This is a genomic window from Ruminococcus sp. NATIVEDY161, assembly GCF_045819895.1.
In the GTDB taxonomy this organism is placed as follows: domain Bacteria; phylum Bacillota; class Clostridia; order Oscillospirales; family Acutalibacteraceae; genus Ruminococcoides.
Genome location: NZ_CP162392.1, coordinates 2,211,275 through 2,232,861 on the forward strand (window position 1 = coordinate 2,211,275; position 21,587 = coordinate 2,232,861).

Here is a 21,587-nt window from a genome sequence, read left to right on the forward strand (position 1 = left end):
AGAATTTACAAAAACAAAGTATTTTATTGTGCATTACGCAAATTGATAAAAATTTGCCTATTTGGTATGATAAATATGAAAATGGGAAGTTTCGGCTTTTTGCGCGAAATCGCCCGACAATATTTAGGCGTGAGAAATATGAACAAGAAAATTATCAGCTTTGCGCTTGTAATCTGTTTGCTGATATCCTCGTTTGCGGTGGGCAGCTTTGCCGTTAACGCGGCGAACGACGCTGACAGCGAGCCTGTCGAAGCGGCAGGCAGCCAGGCGGCTCAGAGCAAAATTCAGGGCGCGGCGGTTTTACACTGCTTTAACTGGTCTTACAACAACATCAAGTCGAACCTCAGCGCTATCAAAAACGCAGGCTATACCGCGGTTCAGACCTCGCCTGTTCAGCCGCCGAAGGATTATAACTCAGGCTGGACAGATACCGACGGTCAGTGGTGGAAGCTTTACCAGCCTGTCGATATTTCCATAGCCAACGGCAACTCGTGGCTCGGTACAAAGGCGCAGCTTCAGTCGCTTTGCACCGAGGCGGACAAGTACAGCATAAAAGTAATCGTTGACATCGTAGCAAACCATATGGCGGATAACAGCTTAGACCGCAACGGTATGGACAACGTTAACTCTCAGGTCAATTCGACTATCAGGAGCAACTCAAACTACTGGCACCTCGATAACCTCAAAACCGACGACGATAACGACCGCTACAAAATGACCCACGGTTCAATCGGCAACCCCGACCTCAACACCGGCAACACCTACATTCAGAACCGTGTAAAGCAGCTCTGCATTGACTGTATCAACATCGGCGTTGACGGCTTCCGCTTCGACGCGGCAAAGCACATTGAGCTTCCGACCGATCCCAAGGGTGCGAGCAACTTTTGGCCGACGGTTATCAACGGCTCAAAGGGCAGCAGAACCGACCTCTATTATTACGGCGAAATACTCAACTATCAGGGCACTGATATTGAAAACTATACCGAGTATATGAGCGTTACCGACCACTGGTCGGGTGAGCAGGTAATGTACGCCGCGAACAAAAATAACGTTACCAGAATGGCGGACGACCATTACTACAAGGACGCAACTGCCGACAAGAGCGTGCTTTGGTGCGAGTCGCACGATACATATATGGGCAACGAGACCAAGAACGTAGGCAACGCCTCGATTATCAAGGGCTGGGCGATTGTCGGCTCCAGAGCGGACGCGACCTCGCTGTTCTTTGCAAGACCTAACTCCACAATGGGCGCCGCAAGCTCCGATACAACTTGGAAATCAAAGGCTGTTACCGAGGTCAACAAGTTCAAGAACTTCTTTGACGGCCTGGGCGAGTCGGTATCCGCGGAAAACGGCTGCGCTTATAACGAGAGAGGCACAACAGGCGTTGTAATCTCACGTCCTGCAGGCGGTGGCTCGGTTTCGCTGACCGCAAAGATGATGGAGGACGGAACCTACAAGGATCAGGTAGGCGGCGGAACCTTCACCGTTTCAAACGGCAAAATCACCGGTACAGTCGGCTCAACGGGCGTAGCGGTTGTTTATAACACCACTCAGAACCCTGTTAAGCCCACCGAAGCTCCCACAACCGAAGCGCCCTCAACCGCTCCGGTTAGCAAGGTGCTTATCGGTGACGTTAACGGTGACGGCATTATCTCGGTTTATGACGCGACCCTGATTCAGCGCCACGCAAGCGAGCTCATTACTCTGACAGGCGACCGGTTCACAGCGGCTGACGCAAGCCGCGACGGCTTGGTTTCGGTTTACGACGCAACGGCGGTTCAGCGCTACGCAGGCGAATTCACGACGGGAATAGAGTACTGCGGCACGTACGTTTAACAGAAAAACAGGTATTATTTTCAGCCCGGGCTATCCCGGGCTGTTTTGCTACACATAAAGCTACTGTCGGCACTTTTTTGAAAAATTGCCATAATAGCGCGGTTTAGCGCCGTTTATTCGGTAGATATTAATATTGTAATACTCATTTATTTGTGTTAAAATTAATCAGAATGATTTATACTCCAAAAGGAGGCGAAGCTATGAGAAAGCTCGCGCAGAGAACAGAGGCGGTAGTCAGCCTAAGAGCGCTTGAAAAAAACGTGCTCGGAATTCGCAAAAGGCTCGGCAGAGAGGTCGAGATTATGGCGGTTCTAAAGGGCGACGGTTACGGCCACGGAGAAAAGGGAATATACCCCACGCTCAAAAAGTGCGGCATAGAGCGCTACGCCGTCGCGGTGTGGGAGGAAGGCGCTTCGCTCAGAGAAGCAGGCTGTACCGAGCCTATCCTTTTGCTCGGTGACACCTGCGACGGTCAGCTTGAAAACATCATCAAGTTCAACCTCACGCCTGCAATCTTTTCCGAGGACACGGCGGACAAGCTGAACACCCTCGCAAAGTGGAGCGGCAACACCGTGCCCGTCCACATCAAGATTGACACGGGTATGAGCCGTATCGGATTTGCCGACAACGAGGAGTCGCTGAGGACAATCAAGCGCATTAACAACCTTTCGAATATAAAAATCACAGGCGCGTTTACCCACTTTTCACGCGCCGACGAAAGCGACGGACAGTCCGCAAAGGCGCAGTTTGAGCGGTATCTCAGCTTTATTGACAAGCTCGAGGACGAGGGAATAAAAATCCCCTGCAAGCACGTTGCGAACAGCCCTGCAATTTTGTTAAGACCTGAAACCCAGCTTGACGCGGTTCGCGCAGGCGACGTGCTTTTCGGTCTTTGCCCGATTGACGAGGAGGACTGGAACCTGATGGAGTTCGAGCAGGTTATGAGCTGGTACACCTACGTCGTTATGGTCAAGGAAGTCCCCAAGGGCACCGAGGTTGGCTACGGCGGAACGTTTGTATGTCCGCGCGATACAAAAATCGCTACCATTCCCGTGGGCTTTGCCGACGGCTACAGCCGAAAGCTCTCGAACAAAGGCAAGGTTCGCATAAACGGCTATGAAGCGCCGATTATCGGCAGGGTTTGTATGGACCAGTTTATGGTTGATGTAACCGACATTCCCGAGGTTAAGCGCGGCGACACCGTCAGCCTGATTGACGACAAGCTCAGCGTGCTGTGGATGGCGGACTTGCTCGACTGCAATGTTGACGAGATTGTGTGCTCGGTATCAAAACGTGTACCGCGCATTTATGAAAATTAACGGAGTAATGAGGAGATAGGATATGGCAAAGGGATATATTTTTAAGATTTTGGCTCACGCGAGCCTCGGCAAGATGTTTGAGGCGGTAAAGACGGTTCACGAGCGCTCCGGAAAGAGCAGAATAGCCACATTTTTCGATATGCTCTACTGCGCGAAAAAGTACGGCGCAGGCTACTACGATTATCAGATTTTCGCTTTTTATAACCTGAACAAGGAGCAGCGCGCAACCTACGTAACGCGCCTTATCAGCAAAAAGTTCAACACCTTTATGAACGACTACGACTACGCCCATTTCCTCGAGAACAAGGACGAGTTCAACAAGCTCTACAAGGACTACATCGGCCGTGAGTTTGTTCAGCTCCAAGAGGCAAGCAGGGAAGAGGTTGAGAAGTTTTGTTCAAGCCGCGAGTACATCTTCTGCAAAATGCAGGATTTGGAGTGCGGTCACGGCTGCGAGCGAATTAAAACAAGCGATTACAAGAGCTTCGACGAGCTATACAAATATCTTACCGACAAGGGCTTTTGCACGCTCGAGGACAATATTCAGCAGCACGAAGCGCTCTCAAAGCTGTACCCCAACGCGGTTAACAGTATGAGAATTATTACCGTGCTCGACAAGGACGGCGTGCCCCACGTGCTCTATATCGTGCAGAAGATGGGACTCGGCGGCAGTATCATTGACAACAACTGCCTGTTCGCCCCTGTTGACCCCGAGACCGGCAAGATTATGTACCCTGCACATTCGGGCGATACGCTTAAGGGTATTATCTACACCGAACACCCCGACACGCACGTTAAGCTCCAGGGCTACACAATTCCGTTCGTCAAAGAGGCCGTGCAGATGGTGCTTAAGGCGGCGACAATCACTCCGCAAATCCGCTATGTGGGCTGGGACGTTGCCACAACTCCCAACGGTCCTGCTATCATCGAGGGCAACACCTACTGCGCTCACGATTTCTGGCAGCTTCCGCCGCATACCCCCGACGGAATCGGAATGCTTCCGAAGATCAAAAAATACGTTCCCGAGTTTTTTGAGGGGAAGATAAAATAGAGTTTAGAGTTTAATACTGTATAATCGTTGCGTAAAAATGATTTAAAAAGGAGTTCTGTTTATGTGCAAAAAAATTATTTCAATTGCGGCGTGCTGCCTCGTTGCGGTATTGAGCGTGGTGCCCGCGTCCGCTCTTTCCTACACGAAGGTTTCCAATGAAAAAATCAACAGATCGGATACCTTAAAATTCTATACCTACGGAGTTTCCGAGACGGCGAATTCGTTTATAATCCTGTCGAACGATACGCTGGGAAATAAAAAGGTTAATTTCAAGGATTGCGTCAACAGCCCGCAGGAGGTTCAGATCATCCCGACGTTAGAATATAAGCCGTATCTCGGCGTTTCACTTGGTTCGTCAGGCGGTTACGGCGGAGGAACCGGATTTGAATACGAAAATGTTAAGGGCAATTACGAGGTTATCAGAATAAAGCTGTCGGATTATTCCTCCTACTTTAATTCAGACGGTTCGTATACAGACTCGGTAATGGAGCCTTACGGTACTCACAAATATACCTTTGAGGAGGAGGCTGCGCTTAGTAACGGCGACCAGTTCACCTCCGCGCTTTGTTTTGAGAGCGGCGGCGCGTTTACCTGCGCGGTCCCGAACAGCAAGGGCGAGGTCGAAATTCACGTAAGCAAGGAGATCGGAGTGCAAACTTATTTTTCCACCGATTTTCGGTATAAAATCGGAAGCACCGTCGGCGGTGGCGGCGGAGTCAATCACAGGATGATCAAAGAGCTCACAAAGGGCGATGTCAATGCTGACTGGTCGGTTGATATTTACGACGCGATCGAGATACAAAAAGCGGTGGTCGGAAAAACCAAGTTTGATAAGGCTGCGAAGCGACGCGGAGAGGTCAACAACGACAGTACTCTCGATATCCTCGACGCGACATGTATACAGAAATATCTTGTAAAATAATTTAAGCTTGCTCAAAACTATATTATAACAGCGCATCTGACAATAAATCAGACGCGCTGTTTTTTATATTTATTTAATTATTTGTTAATCCTCTTCCATCTCTGCCTTGGCTGCTTCGATTACCTTCTGAGCAACGTTAGAGGGACAATCCTCGTAACGTGCAAAGGTGAACTCGTATGAGCCGCGTCCCTGAGTGATCTGGCGGATAAAGGTCGCAAAGTCGCTCATCTCGGACATCGGAACCTCAGCCTCTACAACCTGAGTGCCGTTCTCCGCAGGAGCCATTCCGAGCACGCGGCCGCGTCTCTTGTTAACCTCGCCCATAACGTCGCCCATGTTGTTGTCAGGCACATACGCCTTAAGGCTGCCGATAGGCTCGAGCAGTGTGGGCATAGCGTTGGGAATACCGTTCTTGTAAGCAAGGCTTGCGGCTGTCTTAAACGACATTTCCGAAGAGTCTACAGGGTGGTATGAGCCGTCGTAAAGCGTAGCCTTAATTCCGACTGTGGGATAACCTGCGAGCACGCCCTTCTTGATTGAGTCGCGCAGACCTTTTTCAACAGCAGGGAAGAAGTTCTTGGGAACAGCGCCGCCTACAACACGCTCTGCAAATTCGAGCGAATCGGTATCGTACGGCTCAAACTCAATCCAAACGTCACCGAACTGTCCGTGACCGCCCGACTGCTTTTTATAACGTCCCTGAGCGGAAACCTTCTTGCGGATAGTCTCGCGGTAAGCAATCTTGGGCTTCTGGAGCGAAGCGGTTACGTTGTACTTGCTCTTTAAGCGCGAGATAACAACGTCAAGATGCTGTTCTCCGAGACCTGAAACGAGCATTTCGTGAGTCTCGTGGTTCTGCTCAAACTTGATTGTCGGATCCTCGTCGCAAAGCTTCTGAACTGCCTGGGCAACCTTGTCCTCGTCGCCCTTCTTTGCAGGGTAAATCGCCATTGTGTAGGAAGATACGGGATAATCAATTCCGTCGAGAACAACCTTTCTGAGCGGTGAGCAGAGTGTGTCGCCGGTCTTGGTTGAAGAAAGCTTCGGAATTGCGCCGATGTCGCCTGCGCCGATGTAGCTTGAGTCAGCCTGCTTTTTACCGGTCATGGTGAGAACCTTTGCGATACGCTCGGGAGCGCCGGTGCGCATATTGATAATCTGGGTGTCGGGAGAAATCTTGCCCGATACAACCTTGATAAACGAAAGTCTGCCGATAAACGGGTCTGCAACGGTCTTGAATACGATAGCCGCAGCCGCGCCGTTTTCGTTAACCGCAATTTCAACGGGCTCGCCGTTTACGTCAACGCCGATTTCGTCGCCCTTGTCAGCCGCCGAAGGAGCAAGCCATGTAAGGCTGTTAAGAAGCTGGTCGATAGCAAAGGTGTTGTGAGCGTCGCCGCAGAACACGGGGCAGATCGAGCCGTCCTTAACGCCCTGGCTAACGCCGAGAATAATCTCCTCGGGGGTGAATTCCTCGCCCATAATGAACTTGTCGAGCAGCTCCTCGCTTGTTTCGGCAACGGCTTCCTTGATAGCCTCTCTTAAGCCCTCAAGTCTGTCGCCCATATCGGGAAGGGCAGTCTGCTTAACGTTGCCCTTTTCATCGTATTCATATGCCTTAAAGTCAAACAGATTAACGTAAACATTGGCCTTGCCGTCAACAATGTAAGGAACAACAACGGGGCATACAGCCGCGCCGAAGGTTGATTTCAGGCTTTCAAATACGCGGTAGAAACGCGCGTCCTCGTCGCAAAGACCGTTAACAAAGAACACCTTTGTAAGACCTGCTTTTGTAGCGGCTTCAACAGCCTTTTCGGTGCCGACATTTACGCCGTCCTTGCCCGATACAACGATTAACGCCGTGTCGGCTGCGCGCATACCCTCTGCAACTCCGCCTGCAAAGTCAAACAGACCGGGGGTGTCGATGAGGTTGATTTTGGTGTTCTTCCACTCTATAGGAGCAACGGCAGTCATAATAGAAGCGTGGCGCTTTACTTCCTCGGCGTCAAAGTCGAGCGTTGTGTTGCCGTCGGAAACCTTTCCGAGTCTGTCGGTCGCCTTCGCAAGATACAGAATTGACTCGGCAACGGAGGTTTTTCCGCAGCCGCTGTGACCTGCGAGCGCGATGTTAAGAATTTTTTTTGCGTCGTACTGTTTCAAAAGAATAAACTCCCTTCGTTTGGCATTCCCCGAAAGTAAGGGGGCAGCCATATTGTTAATTTCAAAAATATTCAGCATAAGTGTGCAATAACACTTAATAATTATATCATATTTGTACAGAATTAACAACAATTTAAACGCAAAATAAAAAAATTCACCCTTTGCCCAATATGGACAAGGGTGAATTGTGCAATTTGCTTTATTTGCGAAATTATCGGCTTATAATGCACAAATTTTATCATTGGTTTTTGTGCATTATCACCTTAAAGCGTTTTACTTACTTAGAAAGTACCGCGCCCTGTGCGCCTGACGAAACGAGCTTTTGATAACGCGCGAGGTAGCCTGTGGTAATCTTAGGCTCTCTGGGCTGCCATTTTGCCTTACGCGCGGCAAGCTCCTCGTCGCTGAGCTTAACGTTGATTGTGTTGGCAGGAATATCAATCTCGATGATGTCGCCTTCCTCAATCAGCGCAATCGGGCCGCCTACAGCCGCCTCGGGAGATACGTGGCCGATAGAAGCGCCTCTTGTAGCGCCCGAGAAACGTCCGTCGGTAATCAGCGCAACGCTGCTGCCGAGACCGCTGCCCATAATCGCAGAGGTGGGGTTGAGCATTTCTCTCATACCCGGACCTCCCTTGGGGCCTTCGTAACGGATAACAACAACATCGCCCTCGTTGATAAGACCGCCGTTGATTGCCGCCATAGCGTCCTCCTCACAGTCATAAACCCTTGCAGGGCCCGAATGCCTGAGCATTTCGGGAGCGACAGCCGAGCGCTTAACAACACAGCTGTCGGGAGCGAGGTTGCCCCTGAGCACGGCGATGCCGCCTGTGGGGCTGTAGGGATTGTCAACGGTTCTGATAATCTCGGGATTGCGGTTTACAACGCCCTCAATATTCTCCGCAACGGTCTTGCCGGTGCAGGTGATAAGGTCGGTTTTGAGCAGACCGAGCTTGTTGATCTCGTTCATAACGGCGTAAATGCCGCCTGCCTCGTTGAGGTCCTCCATATATGTTCTGCCTGCCGGAGCAAGGTGGCAGAGGTTGGGTGTATGCGCGCTGATTTCGTTTGCGATGTCAAGGTTGAGGTCGATTCCGCACTCGTGAGCGATGGCAGGGAGGTGGAGCATTGAGTTTGTGCTGCAGCCGAGAGCCATATCCATTGTAAGTGCGTTGCGGAAAGCGTCCTCTGTCATAATGTCGCGCGGCTTGATATCCTTTTCAAGCAGCTCCATAATCTTCATACCTGCGCGCTTAGCAAGCTGAATACGCTCGGAATAAACAGCAGGGATTGTGCCGTTGCCGCGAAGTCCCATACCGAGAACCTCGGTAAGGCAGTTCATCGAGTTTGCGGTGTACATACCCGAGCATGAGCCGCAGGTCGGGCAAACCTTGTTTTCGTACTCCATAAGCTCGTCAAAGGTGATTTTGCCGGAGTTGTAAGAGCCTACAGCCTCAAACATACTGCTCAGGCTGGTCTTTTGACCGCCCACTCTGCCTGCAAGCATTGGGCCGCCGCTGACAAAGATACAGGGAATATTAAGCCTTGCCGCCGCCATAAGAAGTCCGGGAACGTTCTTGTCACAGTTGGGAACCATAACAAGCGCGTCAAAGGCGTGCGCAAGAGCCATACACTCGGTAGAATCCGCGATAAGGTCGCGAGTAACGAGCGAGTACTTCATACCCTGATGTCCCATGGCGATACCGTCGCAAACGGCGATAGCAGGGAATACAACGGGGTTGCCGCCTGCCATTGCAACGCCTGTCTTAACGGCGTTAACGATTTTGTCTATGTTCATATGACCGGGTACAATCTCGTTATAAGAGCTTACAATACCGATAAGCGGCTTGCCCAGCTCCTCGTCCGTCATACCCAGCGCGTGCAAAAGGGAACGCTGAGGGGCGCATTGTGTGCCCTTCCTTACTGCGTCACTAATCATTATAATCAATCCTTTCAATTATTATTTTACTTCGTCATAAAAAACATTTAAAAACATCTCATAAAACTCACCGTCACGAATGTAGTTTTCGGCATAGCTGCCGTTTGCCTTTACATCAACGGGAATGGTTTTTGTATCTGTTTTAAGATTTTCGCCTTTACCGAGAAGCTCGGTAGCGAGGAAGGTCACTCCGTTTAGCGTTATGTTGGTGCAGGAGTAATCCTCAGCGGCGTTGTAAAGCCTTACCGGTGTGGAAAAATCAGATTTAGTCTGAGAAATTGTTTTTTTCATAAATTCCGTCAGATAAATCTTTTGGCGTTCGTTTCTGAGCAGGTTCGCGTTCGGCGTTTCGTGAGAACGGTTCATTACAAAATCACGCGCGTCTGTTCCTTCAAGGTGATACTTTTTACCTTTTTCAAAAATAAGATTGTTATCTCCTTTGTATACATCCTCGGGAGATTTAACGTCAACTCCGCCGATTTCATCATTAACAACGGCAATTCCGCTGATTTCCATTGAGAAAAACGCTTTAATCGGGATGTTGTAGAAAATTCTGCGAACCGAATCAAGGCAATTCAGACAGCTTTCTTTGTCTGTACTGCCGTATGCGTAGGACAAAGCAATCGGAAGCTTCTCAATTCCGGTGTAACCGCCGGTTTTTGAATATACCGAAACATCGGTGATGATGTCTCGCGGAACATTGACAAGCGTTACCTTGTTGTTTTTGGCGTCTACCGAAATTACAATAATGACATCAGACTGGTATTTATTGCCTATTTCGGTTTTTTCTTCCTCATATTCCTTTTTATCTATACCCATAAAGAGCATATTTGTGCAGTAGTCTTTATACTTGTAGGTTTTACCCTTATAGTCTATTGTGTTGCCGTTGTCCTTAATCCGCACGTCAGGGCTCTCGGGCGCGGTAATGGTGTACGAGCTCTCATTAAACTGCTGTCTGCCTGTTCCGCGAAGGTACAGGAGAGTTCCCGTTACAATAAGCGCAAGCGACAAAACTACAGCGCCGAGTGCAATCAAAGCCTTTTTCCAAAGCTTCATTTTCTTTTTGCCGTTCTTTTTGTATGAGGAACGGCGGTGCTTTTTCCGTTTTGAGCCTGAGCCGGATGAACGCCGACGGCGCATTTTGACGTGCTCACCGATTTTAGCTTCAACTATATTAAGTTCACCGGCTTCTGCCTGAGCTTCATCGGTGATGTTTTTATCCGGGACATTTTCCATAATAACCTTCTTCTTAACAAATAAGTGTGTGTTACATATAAATATTTTATCATTTAATGTGTACCGTGTCAACAACGGCGAAAGGAAACAGGAGCTTTTAGGTAAAAAAAAGGAACGGATAACCGTTCCTTTTGAATTTGTGGTGTTTAATTATTTCTTATAAATGCTTTTCTTTGCGGCAAACAGCAAGCCGATAAGAGCAACACAAGCAATACCAACGTAAACATAGTTTGTGCCGGTCTTAGGTGACTTTGAGCTGTCGTCAATCTTTGTGTCCTTTTTCTCGGTAGTTTCGCTGCTGCCGATTTTCTTGAAGTTCGGTGTAGCCTTAATGTCGCTGCTTACGATTATATCGAGCTCAGTGTCGGTCAGATTGCCGAGAGGAGTGTAATTGCCGTCGAATGTCCAGCCTGTAAACTCGTAGCCGTCGTCGGGCTTTGCGTGGAAGTGAACTGTCTGCTTTCCGTCGTCATCAACAGGAGTTTTGTACTCAAAGTTATAAGTTCCGCCTTCCGGTCCGGGAATAATGGTAATCTGATAATTGGCAACGGTAGCCTTCGGGCTGAGATAATCGTTTTCAGCGGCAAATGCAGGGATTGCTGAGAGCGCAATAACAAGCACTGCAACTAATATAGAAAGAGTTCTTTTCATTATTAAAAAACCTCCAAATTTAGAATTAACGCAAAGTATATAACTTTACATTCTCTATTTTATCATAGGTTTTAATTTTTGTAAATAATTATTTGAAAAATAATCGTGAAAAGTTGCACAAAATAATACTTGTGTTTTTGTTGAAATAGCGTGTAAGCAGTGAACTATTACTTTTTATTCTTGTGCTGAATTATAAAGTAAACAATTCCTGCAATTGCAACCACTGTGATAATCACCGCGAATACCCAAACGGTGACTTTTCCCTCGTTAGCGGTAACAGGGGTTGCGCCGAGCGCAAAGGCGTTCAGACACCCTGCGCCGAATACCGCAAGAACGGTGCTCAGGCTGAGCAGAATTCCAATAATCTTTCTCATACTATTCTCCCTTATGGTTCAACGTTTTCTGTAACGGTTTCGGTGCTCTCCTCGGGCTCAGGCTCGGGGAGAACAACATTTACGGTGCAGGTTTTGCTGATTCCGTTAAAGGTTGTAACGGTAATTTCAGCCTTGCCCTCGGCTTTTGCGGTGATTGTGCCCACCTTGCTGCCGCCCGGAACGGAAACAGCCGCTACATCCGTATCGGATGAAACAAATGTGATTTTGCGGCTTGTAGTACCCTCGGGAACAATCGCCTCTAAATCAAAGGTATCGCCCTGAGTGAGGGTGATTTCCTCATCGCTGAGGTCAAGCTCCTCGGGAGCGTCAAGCACGTTGACGCGCATATAGGTGTAAACGCCGTTGTAAGCCTTGCAGCATACAATCGCGGTTCCGGTCTCAACGCCGGTAACAACGCCGTCCTTTTCGGTGATATCGGCAATTTCGGGCTTGTATGAGTAGTAGCGCACTGAGGTTGTGCCCTGACCGCCGGGGAAGAAGTGGTTAAAGTCAAAGGTTTCGCCCTTGCCGATTGTAATTTCGGTGGTGTTGAGAATCAGCTTTGTAGGCGCGTTCTTGACGGTGATGTTGACCGTTCTGCTCACGCCGTTGCCTGCCTTGACGGTAATCTTTGCGTTACCGCACGCCTTTGCGGTGGAAAGTCCGCCTGCCGCGGCAATGTCAACAACCTTTGCGTTGCTTGTGGAGTAGAGCAGGCTTGTCGTGCCCTGACCGTTTGGCAGCCACGAGTCGAAGTCAAACTTTTCGCCTACGCCCATAACTCTGTCGCCGCTGTTCATAATAACGTCGGTGGCAGGATCCATAACAACCGCCTGTGAAGTAACCTTAACTCCGTTGTAAACCGAGGCGGTGATTGTCGCCGTACCCTTGCCCTTAGCCTTTGCAAGACCGCTGGTGGGGTTAATCTCGCAAACCGACGGGTCGCTCGAAACGTACCTTACAATTCCCGTGCCCTCGCCCTTGAGGAACTTGCAGAAGAACTGGAAGTTTTCGCCTACGCCCATAATTCGCTTAGGCGTGTTGATGAGCAGCTTTGTCGGGGCTTTAACAACGGTAACGCGCGTTGTGGTCTTAACGCCGTTGTAAGCTGTCGCGGTAACGGTGATTGTGCCGGGGGAGACAGCCTTTGTAAGACAGTCGTACTTGCCGACCGTCGCAACCTTCGGGTTGCTGCTGGTGTATGTGATCCACGAGGTCTTTTCGCCTGCCGGAATACTTGCGTTAATATCGTAGCTTTCGCCTACGCCGAGGTAGAAGTTTGTGCGGTTCAGGTAAATCTTCGTAGGCGCTTTGCCGACGGTAACGGTTGCGTCGACGTGAACTCCGTTGAATACGTAAGCCGTAATTGTCGCCGTGCCTACGCCCGTAGCCTTGACTATACCGCCGTTTGCAATAACCGCGCAGACCTTTGGATTGCTCGATTTATAGCCTACGCTTGCGCAGCCCTCGCCCGACAGGAACGAGGTGTTGAAGTCGTACGTTTCGCCTATTCCGAGCGTTCGCTGGGTACAGTTGATATTGAGCTTGGTAGGAGCTTTAATAACCTTAACCGTGCAGTACTGCTTTTGATTTCCGCAGGTCGCGGTGATTGTAGCAGTGCCGACCTTGTTGGTGTAGATTTTGCCGTTTTTAGCGTATGCAACGTTAGAGTTGCTCGATGTATAAACAGGGGTGTAGCGCTTGTCGTAGGATGTCGCGAACAGTGTGCCGACCTCGCCTGCGCCGTATGTAGCGGAGCTGCGGTTGAGGGTAAAGGGAATGGTGGTTCTCGCCTTTAATACAACAAAGAAGGTTACAGGTCTGCCTGCACCGCGGATTTCGGTAATATGGTTTTCGGGGGTAGTTGAGTGCCAGAATACGTCGGAATGGCCGTTGCCGTAGTAAATTCCGATGTGATTGTAGCCGCTGCCGTAGTACTCGGAATCGGTTACGAACTGTCAGATAATGTCGCCCTTTTCGAGCAGACCTGAGTTGAGCATTGTCGCCTTGTTGTCAAAGTAGTAGCGGCTTATTCTGTAGTCGCGGTATAGAGTTACCCAGCCGGTCTCGGCAGGAACAAGGTACTTTTTGCTCGAAACGCTCTGCAATACGTGCCAAACAAAGCCTGTGCAGTTTGTAACAGGCTCGGTTGTCGGCAGACCGTAGTTGCCGGTTGCGTATCTGCTGCTCTGATCGCCGTTGGGCATACGGTAGTCGCCGTCGTTGTCAAACGGAGTGCCGAGGTAGTAGTTGGGATATTTACCGTTGTGGTCGCGGTCCTTAAGCCACTGCTGATAGGTGTTGTAGTTAATTCCGAGAACATCGCAAAAGCTGTTGTAGCCCTTGTGCAGGGTGTTTACAACATTGTCCGAGGTAACCGGAACATAGCCCGAGGCAACGGTGACGGTGCAGGTCGCCTTGTGGCCCGATACGGTGTCCTGAGCGTAAATTGTGGTGCTTCCCGTTCCGACAGCGGTCAAAAATCCGCCTCCGCGCTCAATTTTTGCGATATTTGAATTGTTGGTGTAGTAAGCGACCTTGTTTGTTGACGAGCCGTCGGTATAAAACGAGTTGATGTCAACAGTGTCGCCTACGCTGATAAACAGCGATTTTGCGCTTAAATAGAGCGATTTTGTAGCCGCCTTGTAGGTCGAAACCGCGACAATCGCGATTGAGGCTACAAGCAATACCGCAACCGCTATTGCGGTAATTCTTACAACAACTTTTTTCATATAATGCACCCCTGATTTTATTATAGAATATATCAATGTAATTCTACCATATGTTGTTTCTTATTTCAACAAAATTACAGAGATGTAACAATATATGCGAATAAGGAAATAAAAACGGAGCGAACCTTTCAGTCCGCTCCGAATATAACTGTTATTCTTCAAAAAGAGGTGTGGAGAAGTACCTTTCCGCGGTGTCGGGAAGGACGGTGACAACGGTTTTTCCCTTGCCGAGCTTTTTGGCAAGCTTAAGCGCCGCCGCAACGTTTGTTCCGCTCGAAATTCCGCACATCAAGCCTTCCTCACGCGCAAGGCGCTTTGCGGTGTTGAGCGCTTCCTCGTCGGTAACAACGTAGATTTCGTCGTAAATCTCCTTGTTGAGAATATCGGGAATAATGCCGTCACCGATACCCATCTGCAGGTGAGTTCCGATTGTTCCGCCTGCCAAAATCGCGGCGTTTTCGGGCTCAACCGCCCAAATTTCAATGTCGGGATACTGCGCCTTTAGCACCTCACCGATACCCGTAATCGTTCCGCCTGTGCCGATACCCGAGCAAAAGCCGTCAATCGGGCCTGCGCACTGCTGCATAATCTCAAGCGCAGTGTAGCGCTTATGAGCCTTTACGTTATTTATGTTGGCAAATTGCTGGGGAACAAACACCTTGTCGCTTTTCTCCTTCATTTTAAGCGCCATTTGCAGGCACTCGTCAATGCAGGCGCCGATATCGCCTGCGTCGTGAATCAGCTTAACCTCAGCGCCGTAGTGACGGATAAGCTTGCGCCTTTCCTCGCTCACCGAGTCGGGCATAATGATAATGGTGCGGTAGCCCTTAACCGCGCCGACAAGTGCAAGTCCGATACCCTGGTTTCCGCTGGTGGGTTCTACGATAATGCTGTCCTTGTCAATCAAGCCCTCTTTTTCAGCCTGCTCAATCATATTCAGCGCTGTGCGCGTCTTGATTGAACCGCCAACGTTGAGCGCCTCGAACTTTACGAGGATGTCTGCGCTGCCGGGCTCGGGCATACGGTTTAATTTGATAAGAGGCGTTTGTCCGATCGCCTCGAGTACGTTGTTGTAAATCATTATTCTTTACCTTGTTTTCCAATTAGTTAATTTTGTTTCCGCATTTGGTGCAGAAATTGCTTCCAACCGTTACGGGAGCTCCGCACTTTGTGCAAAACCTCGGCTGTGCCTGCTGAGGGGGAGCAGGCTGAGGCGGCATTTGCTGTACAGGCTGCTGCTGCGGCGGCATTTGCTGAGGAAGAACGCCCGACGGAGTTCTGCTCTCATAATCCAAAAACTGCTCAACAGGGAGTTGAATTAACGCGCCCTTTACATTAAGCAGTCCGTCAACATATGCAGTGTAGTCCTGAGCGTGTTTTTGATACCTTGCGCCGAACGCCTGAATAATAGTGTATCTCAGGTTAACCGCTATGCCGTTTTGGTAGGGCATAAAGTGAGCGGTAATCGAACCGCCGTTCATATTGTACTTAAAGGAATAGTTGAGCCCAAACTGCAAGGTCTTGAACGGATCCGCCTTGCAGTCCTTGCCGAACCTCTGATTTGCCGCGTTATAAAAAGCGTCATAAACAAGCTTCATCGGTGCGGGATAAAAGTAAACTAAATCTCTTCTCATAATAACCTCCTGAAAAAATCTATTTTGCAACTACAATCGTGAGCATTACAAGGTCGTCATCGCCGGTGTTGATGATGGTGTGCTCAGAGCCCTTCGGACAGATGTGCATAACCCCTGCCGAAAGCTCTTCCTCCGCGCCGTCGCAGACAGCCTTGCCTGTTCCCGAAAGAATATAATTCATATCATCGCCTGAATTCTGCGTATGCAGTCCTATACTTCCGCCCGGGTGAATTGCGGTCGGGACAATGCGGTAATTTTCATCGTTGTACATCCGCACCGTCATTTCTCCCGTGCCGTTGTTCATACACGGCATTGTGATTTCATTCAGCTTGTTAAAATCAATAATCATTTGCATTTGCTCCTACTTTACAATTAAATTATCCAAGGCTGCCTGCTATAGTATAGATTAATGCTGTAAATCAGAATTTATTCTACTGTAAACTCTGTCCAATCAATATGATTATACTGCATTACATCGTCCGCTTTTTTCATACCGAGTTTTTCATAAAACGGTATCGCTTTATCATTGACGATCAGGTATACGGCGATATCCTTTTCGCCGCCTGCAACGGAAAGTGCCGTTTTCATCAGACGGGAGCCGATCCCCTGATGCAGATACGCTCTGTCCACGCCCAGATCTGTTATATACAGCCAATAAGCATAATCCGTTAATCCGAATAAGACACCAACGATCTTATGCTCTTGATTTCTTGCGACAAGGCTGACGGACACATTATCGACCAGTTTTTTGATCCGTTGTTCAAAGCGTTCCTTCGGATACTGCGAGCCTAAGTCTGTCCTTTTAAGAAAATCAATGTATTCCTCAGATGACAGGCGTTCCTCCTTGATTATTACAGAATTGTCCACATTAGCACATCCTCTGAATTCCGATTTATCTTGCTATAATTATATCATTTCAGCCTGATTTTGTCTATACGTCAAATAAAAAAAGACCTTGATGAAAACGAATCCATCAAGGTCAAATTCATTAAAATATGCGATTGCTTTCGCTCTGCACAACTTTCTGCACCGTTTGGCGTAAGATTGGTGTAAATGTTGTAAATTCGGTACTTCGTAAAGTTCAAAAACCGCATAGATAAGCCGTTTTTTTGGAGTGTTACTTATCGAGTGACTTCATCGTCGGGACTTCCGATACATCACGGATATTACTCTCCATAACCCTCCATAACCCTTTATTTAAGCCATTTTTGATTTTACTGCTTTCCATAAGTCTTTATAAGTGTTTATAAATACTGCATCGTTTGGCGTAAGTTTTGGCGTAAATGGCGTAAATATAGGCGTAAGTGGCGTAAGCAAGCTAAAAAAGGGACATTTATCATAGCGCTTTCTCAGCAATCAACCGTCCCACTTACAATTATTATTCTACCATAAATCCTACATCTGTCAAGAGCCATAAACTGACTATTTCCGTAGAGGATAAGCCATTTCTTGTGTTCCGGTTGTTCCATTTGGCGTAAGTTTTGGCGTAAGTGGCGTAAGGTCTTATTTTTTGAGTATGGTAAATAATATGAAACAAGCAGGCAACAAATTCTGCCTGCTTGTTTCATATCATCAAATTTATACTGTTTTCTTCAAGTAGTTATCAAGGCTTTCAAATTCTTGTTTCTTCATTTCTTTGGTAGCATCAGTGTAGATATTCATCGTAGTTGAAATATCTTGATGTCCCAAAGTATCTTGTATCACTTTGACATTGATACCAGCTTCACACATTCGTGTAGAAAAAGTGTGTCGAAGTGAATGACAAGAAAAGTGCGGAAGCAAAACTGTTGCATTTTCATCATTAAGCAAAACCTCATCGTTGCAATCTCTGATTATTCTTCTTATTGCCTTGTTGAGTGTTCCTTGATGTTGCGTTTTTCCGTTGCGATTCACAAAGATGAAATCCGAGTATCCATCAATAACTGCTGAACACTTAATACCTGTTTTTTCCTGATTTGCTTTCTCCATTAGAAATGCTTCCTTAACAGATTCAATCATTGGTATTTTGCGGTTACTTGCTTTTGTTTTCGGTGTGTTGATATTGAAGTAGCACCCATTCAACTCAACCTCGTGCCTATGGCAGTAATACACCAAAGTATGGTTAATATCAATTACACCATTATCAAGGTCAATATCGCACCACCTTAATCCTGTTATTTCTCCAACTCTCATACCTGTGCCGAGCATAACAGCGAAAATGGGATACCAATGCGAATAGGTTTCATTATTGCGTAGGTAGTTAAGAAAAAGCTCTTGTTCAGCTATAGTTAATGCACGTCTTTTCTCGGTTTTGAATGCGTGCGATTGCTTCAACTCTTTCAAAGCCTTATCAGAAGGGTTATTACGAATATATTTATCGTCTACAGCCATATCCAATACTTGGTGAAGGACAGTATTTCCACCAAGCCTTGCGGTTAGCAAAGACTGTTACTTGTGTAGGGAGTAGAGGTGCGTTTCTGGCTGACCACTCGGCGGCAAGTTCGGGCTTTTGGGAAGCAAGGTCATTGTAGCCCTCTAATATCGCATTGTGGGAACAGTAAGGGCAACCGCTTCCGCTTATTACTCTGTTTTTTATTGAAGCTCGCCATTCGTGTCCGCATTTGCCATTCCACCATACTATTTTATTAGAGCCGTGCGTTACACTGTCCGGCGTAAGAGGTAAATTGCGTTGTGACCATTCATTTATAAGTTCAGGGCAAACATCAGCTAACATTCTTTTCATACCTTATCCTCTCCTTTACCTATATTATATAAGAAACAGGAGAAATATCGTAATATGCGATTCGTTTCAGGGCATAAAAAACAGGCAACCTCATATAAGGCTGCCTGCGATTGCCATAATAGTAAATGCGATAAATCAGAATTTGTCAGATAATAATTACAGACAGAAAAATGCTTTTGTAATGCTCACCCATAGGGATCACACCCATTCAAAACAATCCTTACCCGCTCCAAGTTCAAAGTGGTATTTCACAAGACCTGTATCCACACCGGTAAAGATGCCGTTATCGCAGGAGATAGATACCTTATTTCCTTTACCTTTGATGGTGAATGCCTGTTTTGCCAGTGCGGTAGGTGCCAAGAGTGCTGCTTCAATGCCGTTCTTAAACCACTGTGGTGCTTCTCCGTCGTATGAACTGACCTGTTCTGCTGTCTTTGTCTTATGTGGAACACCTTGTGTCTGGCCATAACCAACAGCGATGATTCCTACAGGCTTTGCACCTTCGATTTTTTTCTGTGCTCCTTTTCGATTATAGGTACCGCCGACCCACCATGTATTCAGTCCCAGCGTCTGTGCGTAAAGCATCAGATCAGCTCCACAGTATCCACACAGTTCATCTGCACCATCAGGCCCGGCCATGATAAAGAAATTGTTGACCCCCTTAGCGAGGATCAGTTTGATCACACCGGGAACAGCACTATCATCATTGGTCATCAATTTGATAGATAGTCCATACTGCTCATTATTCTCTCTTACCCGACGATTCAACTTTTCTACGATATCCTCCGGAATAGGTTCATCAGTGTACTTTCGAACCATATGACGTTCTTTCATTGCCTGCTTCATATCCATGTTATTTACCTCCTCGCACCTCGGTGCCTGTTTATAAGAGAAATGAATATTCCTACAAATCCCGATTTTTCTTTTGATTATTATATCATTTTCATTCAATGATTTCCTCAAGAACCCGAACGGCAAGCGCTACCATATCTCTGCAGGTCGTGGTGAATAATTCGTGCTTTACAGCGTATTCTACTCCCTCCTGCGTGGTAATATCACAGCCGAGTATCTCATTGCAGATATATGTTCCGTTAAGTTCCTTAAAGCGATCCAGAAAACGGTTAGTCATCTGATTGGTTTTGTTTCGACTGTCGAGATCGTCTTTATCGGCTTGACCGTACATCATTCCGAGCACCATTAACGCTCCCGAACAAGCTCCGCACACCTCGCCTTTTCTCATTCCTGCGTTAAAGCAGGCGGCGATTTTCAACGCTTGTTCTTCCGTTAATCCGAGCTCGTCGGCATATGCGGCAAGAACAGACTGTGAGCAATGAAACTTATCTTTGAAATAGGATAACGCTTTTTCTTCGTGTGTCATTTAAATCCTCTCCTTATTTCCGATTTATCTTTTCATCATTATATCATTTCAGCTTGATTTTGTCTATCCGCCAAATAAAAAAAGACCTCGATGAAAACTAATCCATTAAGGTCAAATTCATTAAATATGCGTCAGTACAAGTTGCTAAATACATTTGAGAATAGAATCGATATATTTTTTATCAGTCCAATCACACTTGGTTTCTCCGGCATCCATTATTGCTTTCTCCCATATTTCATAATCGGCAGGATCCTTTTTACTTACTGCTTTTCTCAGCATTTTACACAGTGTCTTGTCCTTGAACGACATTGAATCCATATCCCATGCACCACGGCAATAAAAAATCGGAATATCAGATAGTTTATCCTTCATATTATGACTTCTGATCTGCTTATGAGCATCTTCGTCATATGGGGACGCACAGCAGAAAAACACGATTATCTTCTTATCGGATAATACATCGATATTCCTTTTCAAAAAAGAAAGACCGGCTATACCCATTGCATATATTCCACCGCCTAATACGATGATGTCATATTTTTCGACTTCTTTTATATTCGCTTTTTTCGTTTCGACACATTCAAATCCCGTAGCTTCCGATATCCAATCGGCGTATTTTTTTGTAGCACCGTATTTGGATTGATAAAGAATAATACCTTTCATAATTCTGCGCTCCTATACTTTCCGATTTGTCTTTTTGAAATTATATCATTTCAGTCTGATTTTGTCTATACCCCAAATAAAACAGGCAACCTCATATAAGGCTGCCTGCGATTGCCATAATAGTAAATGCAATAAATCAAAATCTAGCGGAGCGAAAGATCAAAAGCCCTCCCGTGTCAGAACTGACTCCAGTTCCGAAACAATATCATTCAAATCTTCGGTCAGATTGTCATTATGTATCAGCATATCATCAAAAAGCCGGTTGAGATTTTCTTCAAAGCGATCGGGAAGGATACTGCAATTTCGCGCGCAAAGCTCGATCAGGCGTTTTTCACCGGGATGTGTCCGCTTGTTCAAGGCAAAAATCACATCAAAATACGATTCCAGAAAGGCGGCTGTTCTGTGAATAACGCTCACTCTGTCGTTTCTTTTATTCGCTTTATTCAGCTGAAACAAATATGCGGGCATGGCGTTATACAAAAGCGCGGTATTTCTTTTGATGATGTTGTTCCGCAGCTCTTCCGGATAAGGAACTGAAAAGCGGTCCTTAGCCCTTTGAAGCCTTCCGCGCTTATCGCAGATGATCTTACAGGTCAAAAGATTGTGCCACATACAGGTGGTGTATCCGTTGCATGCCTCAAAGCTTTCGACGACCCGCGCGACGCCGTCGCAGAATTCGTTGAGATCGCGGTAAAGAATGTCAATGTCGATCCCGTTGTTCAGAACGCAGTTATCCTCATATTCCCAGTAATGATTTCCGATTTCCAAATATTTGCAGTAGTCAGCCAATAACGCGCGCCTGTTTTCTTCCCCGATCGGCGCGGTGACGTATACATATAAATCATAATCGGATTTTTCATCATAGTTTTCTCCCGAACGGGAACCGCCGAGCGCGATCGCCTCGACCTGCTCAAATCCAGCCAGCTTTTCCAATAGTTTATCAATCATATTTTTTGCACCTCAATAT

The 21,587-nt window shown here is 47.2% G+C and carries 22 protein-coding genes and 1 pseudogene; 5 read left to right on the forward strand and 18 right to left on the reverse strand.

From position 1 onward, the window contains the following. Positions 1-138: 138 nt before the first annotated feature. From AB1I50_RS10555 to AB1I50_RS10570, 4 genes are all read left to right on the forward strand, one after another. Positions 139-1,839 carry an alpha-amylase family glycosyl hydrolase gene (locus AB1I50_RS10555; RefSeq protein ID WP_407723970.1) on the forward strand — a complete coding sequence of 567 codons (1,701 nt, stop codon included), beginning with the start codon at positions 139-141 and terminating at the stop codon, positions 1,837-1,839. A gap of 200 nt (positions 1,840-2,039) precedes the next feature. Then, a complete protein-coding gene (gene alr / locus AB1I50_RS10560) occupies positions 2,040-3,158 on the forward strand; it encodes an alanine racemase (protein ID WP_407723971.1) in 1,119 nt (372 codons plus the stop codon). A gap of 22 nt (positions 3,159-3,180) precedes the next feature. Further along, on the forward strand, positions 3,181-4,209 hold the full coding sequence (locus AB1I50_RS10565; RefSeq protein WP_407723972.1) for a sugar-transfer associated ATP-grasp domain-containing protein: 1,029 nt from the start codon (positions 3,181-3,183) through the stop codon (positions 4,207-4,209). A 61-nt stretch (positions 4,210-4,270) separates the two neighbouring features. Next, positions 4,271-5,131 carry a dockerin type I repeat-containing protein gene (locus AB1I50_RS10570; protein ID WP_407723973.1) on the forward strand — a complete coding sequence of 287 codons (861 nt, stop codon included), beginning with the start codon at positions 4,271-4,273 and terminating at the stop codon, positions 5,129-5,131. 84 nt (positions 5,132-5,215) lie between these two features. On the opposite strand, the gene AB1I50_RS10575 is transcribed toward AB1I50_RS10570, so the two are convergent. The 7 genes and pseudogenes from AB1I50_RS10575 to AB1I50_RS10605 form a co-directional block, all read right to left on the reverse strand. Continuing rightward, positions 5,216-7,291 (reverse strand): elongation factor G, encoded by a 2,076-nt coding sequence (locus AB1I50_RS10575; RefSeq protein WP_407723974.1) that lies wholly within the window; start codon positions 7,289-7,291, stop codon positions 5,216-5,218. Positions 7,292-7,568: 277 nt separating this feature from the next. Continuing rightward, entirely contained in the window at positions 7,569-9,230 is a 1,662-nt protein-coding gene (gene ilvD, locus AB1I50_RS10580; RefSeq protein WP_407723975.1) for a dihydroxy-acid dehydratase, read from the reverse strand. A 21-nt stretch (positions 9,231-9,251) separates the two neighbouring features. Then, positions 9,252-10,466, reverse strand: a complete 1,215-nt coding sequence (locus AB1I50_RS10585) for an LCP family protein (RefSeq protein WP_407723976.1) — start codon at positions 10,464-10,466, stop codon at positions 9,252-9,254. Between the two features lie 150 nt (positions 10,467-10,616). Then, positions 10,617-11,117, reverse strand: coding sequence for an InlB B-repeat-containing protein (locus AB1I50_RS10590; protein WP_407723977.1), 501 nt, complete (start codon positions 11,115-11,117; stop codon positions 10,617-10,619). A gap of 167 nt (positions 11,118-11,284) precedes the next feature. After that, positions 11,285-11,491: a hypothetical protein gene (locus AB1I50_RS10595; RefSeq protein ID WP_407723978.1), complete on the reverse strand. Its 207-nt coding sequence runs from the start codon at positions 11,489-11,491 to the stop codon at positions 11,285-11,287. 11 nt (positions 11,492-11,502) lie between these two features. Beyond that, positions 11,503-12,516 (reverse strand): Ig-like domain-containing protein, encoded by a 1,014-nt coding sequence (locus AB1I50_RS10600; RefSeq protein WP_407723979.1) that lies wholly within the window; start codon positions 12,514-12,516, stop codon positions 11,503-11,505. Positions 12,517-12,585: 69 nt separating this feature from the next. Continuing rightward, positions 12,586-13,272 (reverse strand): annotated as a pseudogene (locus tag AB1I50_RS10605) (Ig-like domain-containing protein); the annotation flags it as partial. Between AB1I50_RS10605 and AB1I50_RS10610 the strand changes: the two are divergent. Beyond that, the gene (locus tag AB1I50_RS10610) at positions 13,217-13,393 is read left to right on the forward strand and encodes a hypothetical protein (protein WP_407723980.1); all 177 of its coding nucleotides are present in this window, start codon (positions 13,217-13,219) and stop codon (positions 13,391-13,393) included. The pseudogene AB1I50_RS10605 and the gene AB1I50_RS10610 sit on opposite strands and share 56 nt — an antisense overlap. A gap of 56 nt (positions 13,394-13,449) precedes the next feature. Here the strand turns inward: AB1I50_RS10610 and AB1I50_RS10615 are convergent, their stop codons facing one another. The 11 genes from AB1I50_RS10615 to AB1I50_RS10665 all read right to left on the reverse strand — a co-directional run bounded on the left by AB1I50_RS10615 (position 13,450) and on the right by AB1I50_RS10665 (position 21,568). After that, positions 13,450-14,223, reverse strand: a complete 774-nt coding sequence (locus AB1I50_RS10615; protein WP_407723981.1) for a hypothetical protein — start codon at positions 14,221-14,223, stop codon at positions 13,450-13,452. Between the two features lie 151 nt (positions 14,224-14,374). Further along, positions 14,375-15,304 carry a cysteine synthase A gene (gene cysK, locus AB1I50_RS10620; RefSeq protein ID WP_407723982.1) on the reverse strand — a complete coding sequence of 310 codons (930 nt, stop codon included), beginning with the start codon at positions 15,302-15,304 and terminating at the stop codon, positions 14,375-14,377. A gap of 22 nt (positions 15,305-15,326) precedes the next feature. Continuing rightward, on the reverse strand, positions 15,327-15,857 hold the full coding sequence (locus AB1I50_RS10625; protein ID WP_407723983.1) for a zinc ribbon domain-containing protein: 531 nt from the start codon (positions 15,855-15,857) through the stop codon (positions 15,327-15,329). Positions 15,858-15,876: 19 nt separating this feature from the next. Continuing rightward, complete coding sequence (locus AB1I50_RS10630; RefSeq protein WP_407723984.1) at positions 15,877-16,206, reverse strand: cupin domain-containing protein; 330 nt, start codon at positions 16,204-16,206, stop codon at positions 15,877-15,879. Positions 16,207-16,283: 77 nt separating this feature from the next. Further along, complete coding sequence (locus AB1I50_RS10635) at positions 16,284-16,724, reverse strand: GNAT family N-acetyltransferase (RefSeq protein WP_216556251.1); 441 nt, start codon at positions 16,722-16,724, stop codon at positions 16,284-16,286. A gap of 711 nt (positions 16,725-17,435) precedes the next feature. Then, positions 17,436-18,227 carry a tyrosine-type recombinase/integrase gene (locus AB1I50_RS10640; RefSeq protein ID WP_407723985.1) on the reverse strand — a complete coding sequence of 264 codons (792 nt, stop codon included), beginning with the start codon at positions 18,225-18,227 and terminating at the stop codon, positions 17,436-17,438. Then, positions 18,211-18,579, reverse strand: coding sequence for a zinc-ribbon domain-containing protein (locus AB1I50_RS10645; protein WP_407723986.1), 369 nt, complete (start codon positions 18,577-18,579; stop codon positions 18,211-18,213). Before AB1I50_RS10645 ends, AB1I50_RS10640 begins: the two co-directional genes overlap by 17 nt. A gap of 198 nt (positions 18,580-18,777) precedes the next feature. Next, the gene (locus AB1I50_RS10650) at positions 18,778-19,431 is read right to left on the reverse strand and encodes a nitroreductase family protein (RefSeq protein WP_216556253.1); all 654 of its coding nucleotides are present in this window, start codon (positions 19,429-19,431) and stop codon (positions 18,778-18,780) included. A gap of 91 nt (positions 19,432-19,522) precedes the next feature. Further along, positions 19,523-19,957, reverse strand: a complete 435-nt coding sequence (locus AB1I50_RS10655) for a C-GCAxxG-C-C family protein (protein ID WP_092965555.1) — start codon at positions 19,955-19,957, stop codon at positions 19,523-19,525. Positions 19,958-20,101: 144 nt separating this feature from the next. After that, a complete protein-coding gene (locus AB1I50_RS10660) occupies positions 20,102-20,620 on the reverse strand; it encodes a flavodoxin domain-containing protein (protein WP_407723987.1) in 519 nt (172 codons plus the stop codon). Positions 20,621-20,779: 159 nt separating this feature from the next. After that, positions 20,780-21,568, reverse strand: a complete 789-nt coding sequence (locus AB1I50_RS10665; RefSeq protein WP_216553874.1) for a DUF4037 domain-containing protein — start codon at positions 21,566-21,568, stop codon at positions 20,780-20,782. Positions 21,569-21,587: the final 19 nt, after the last annotated feature.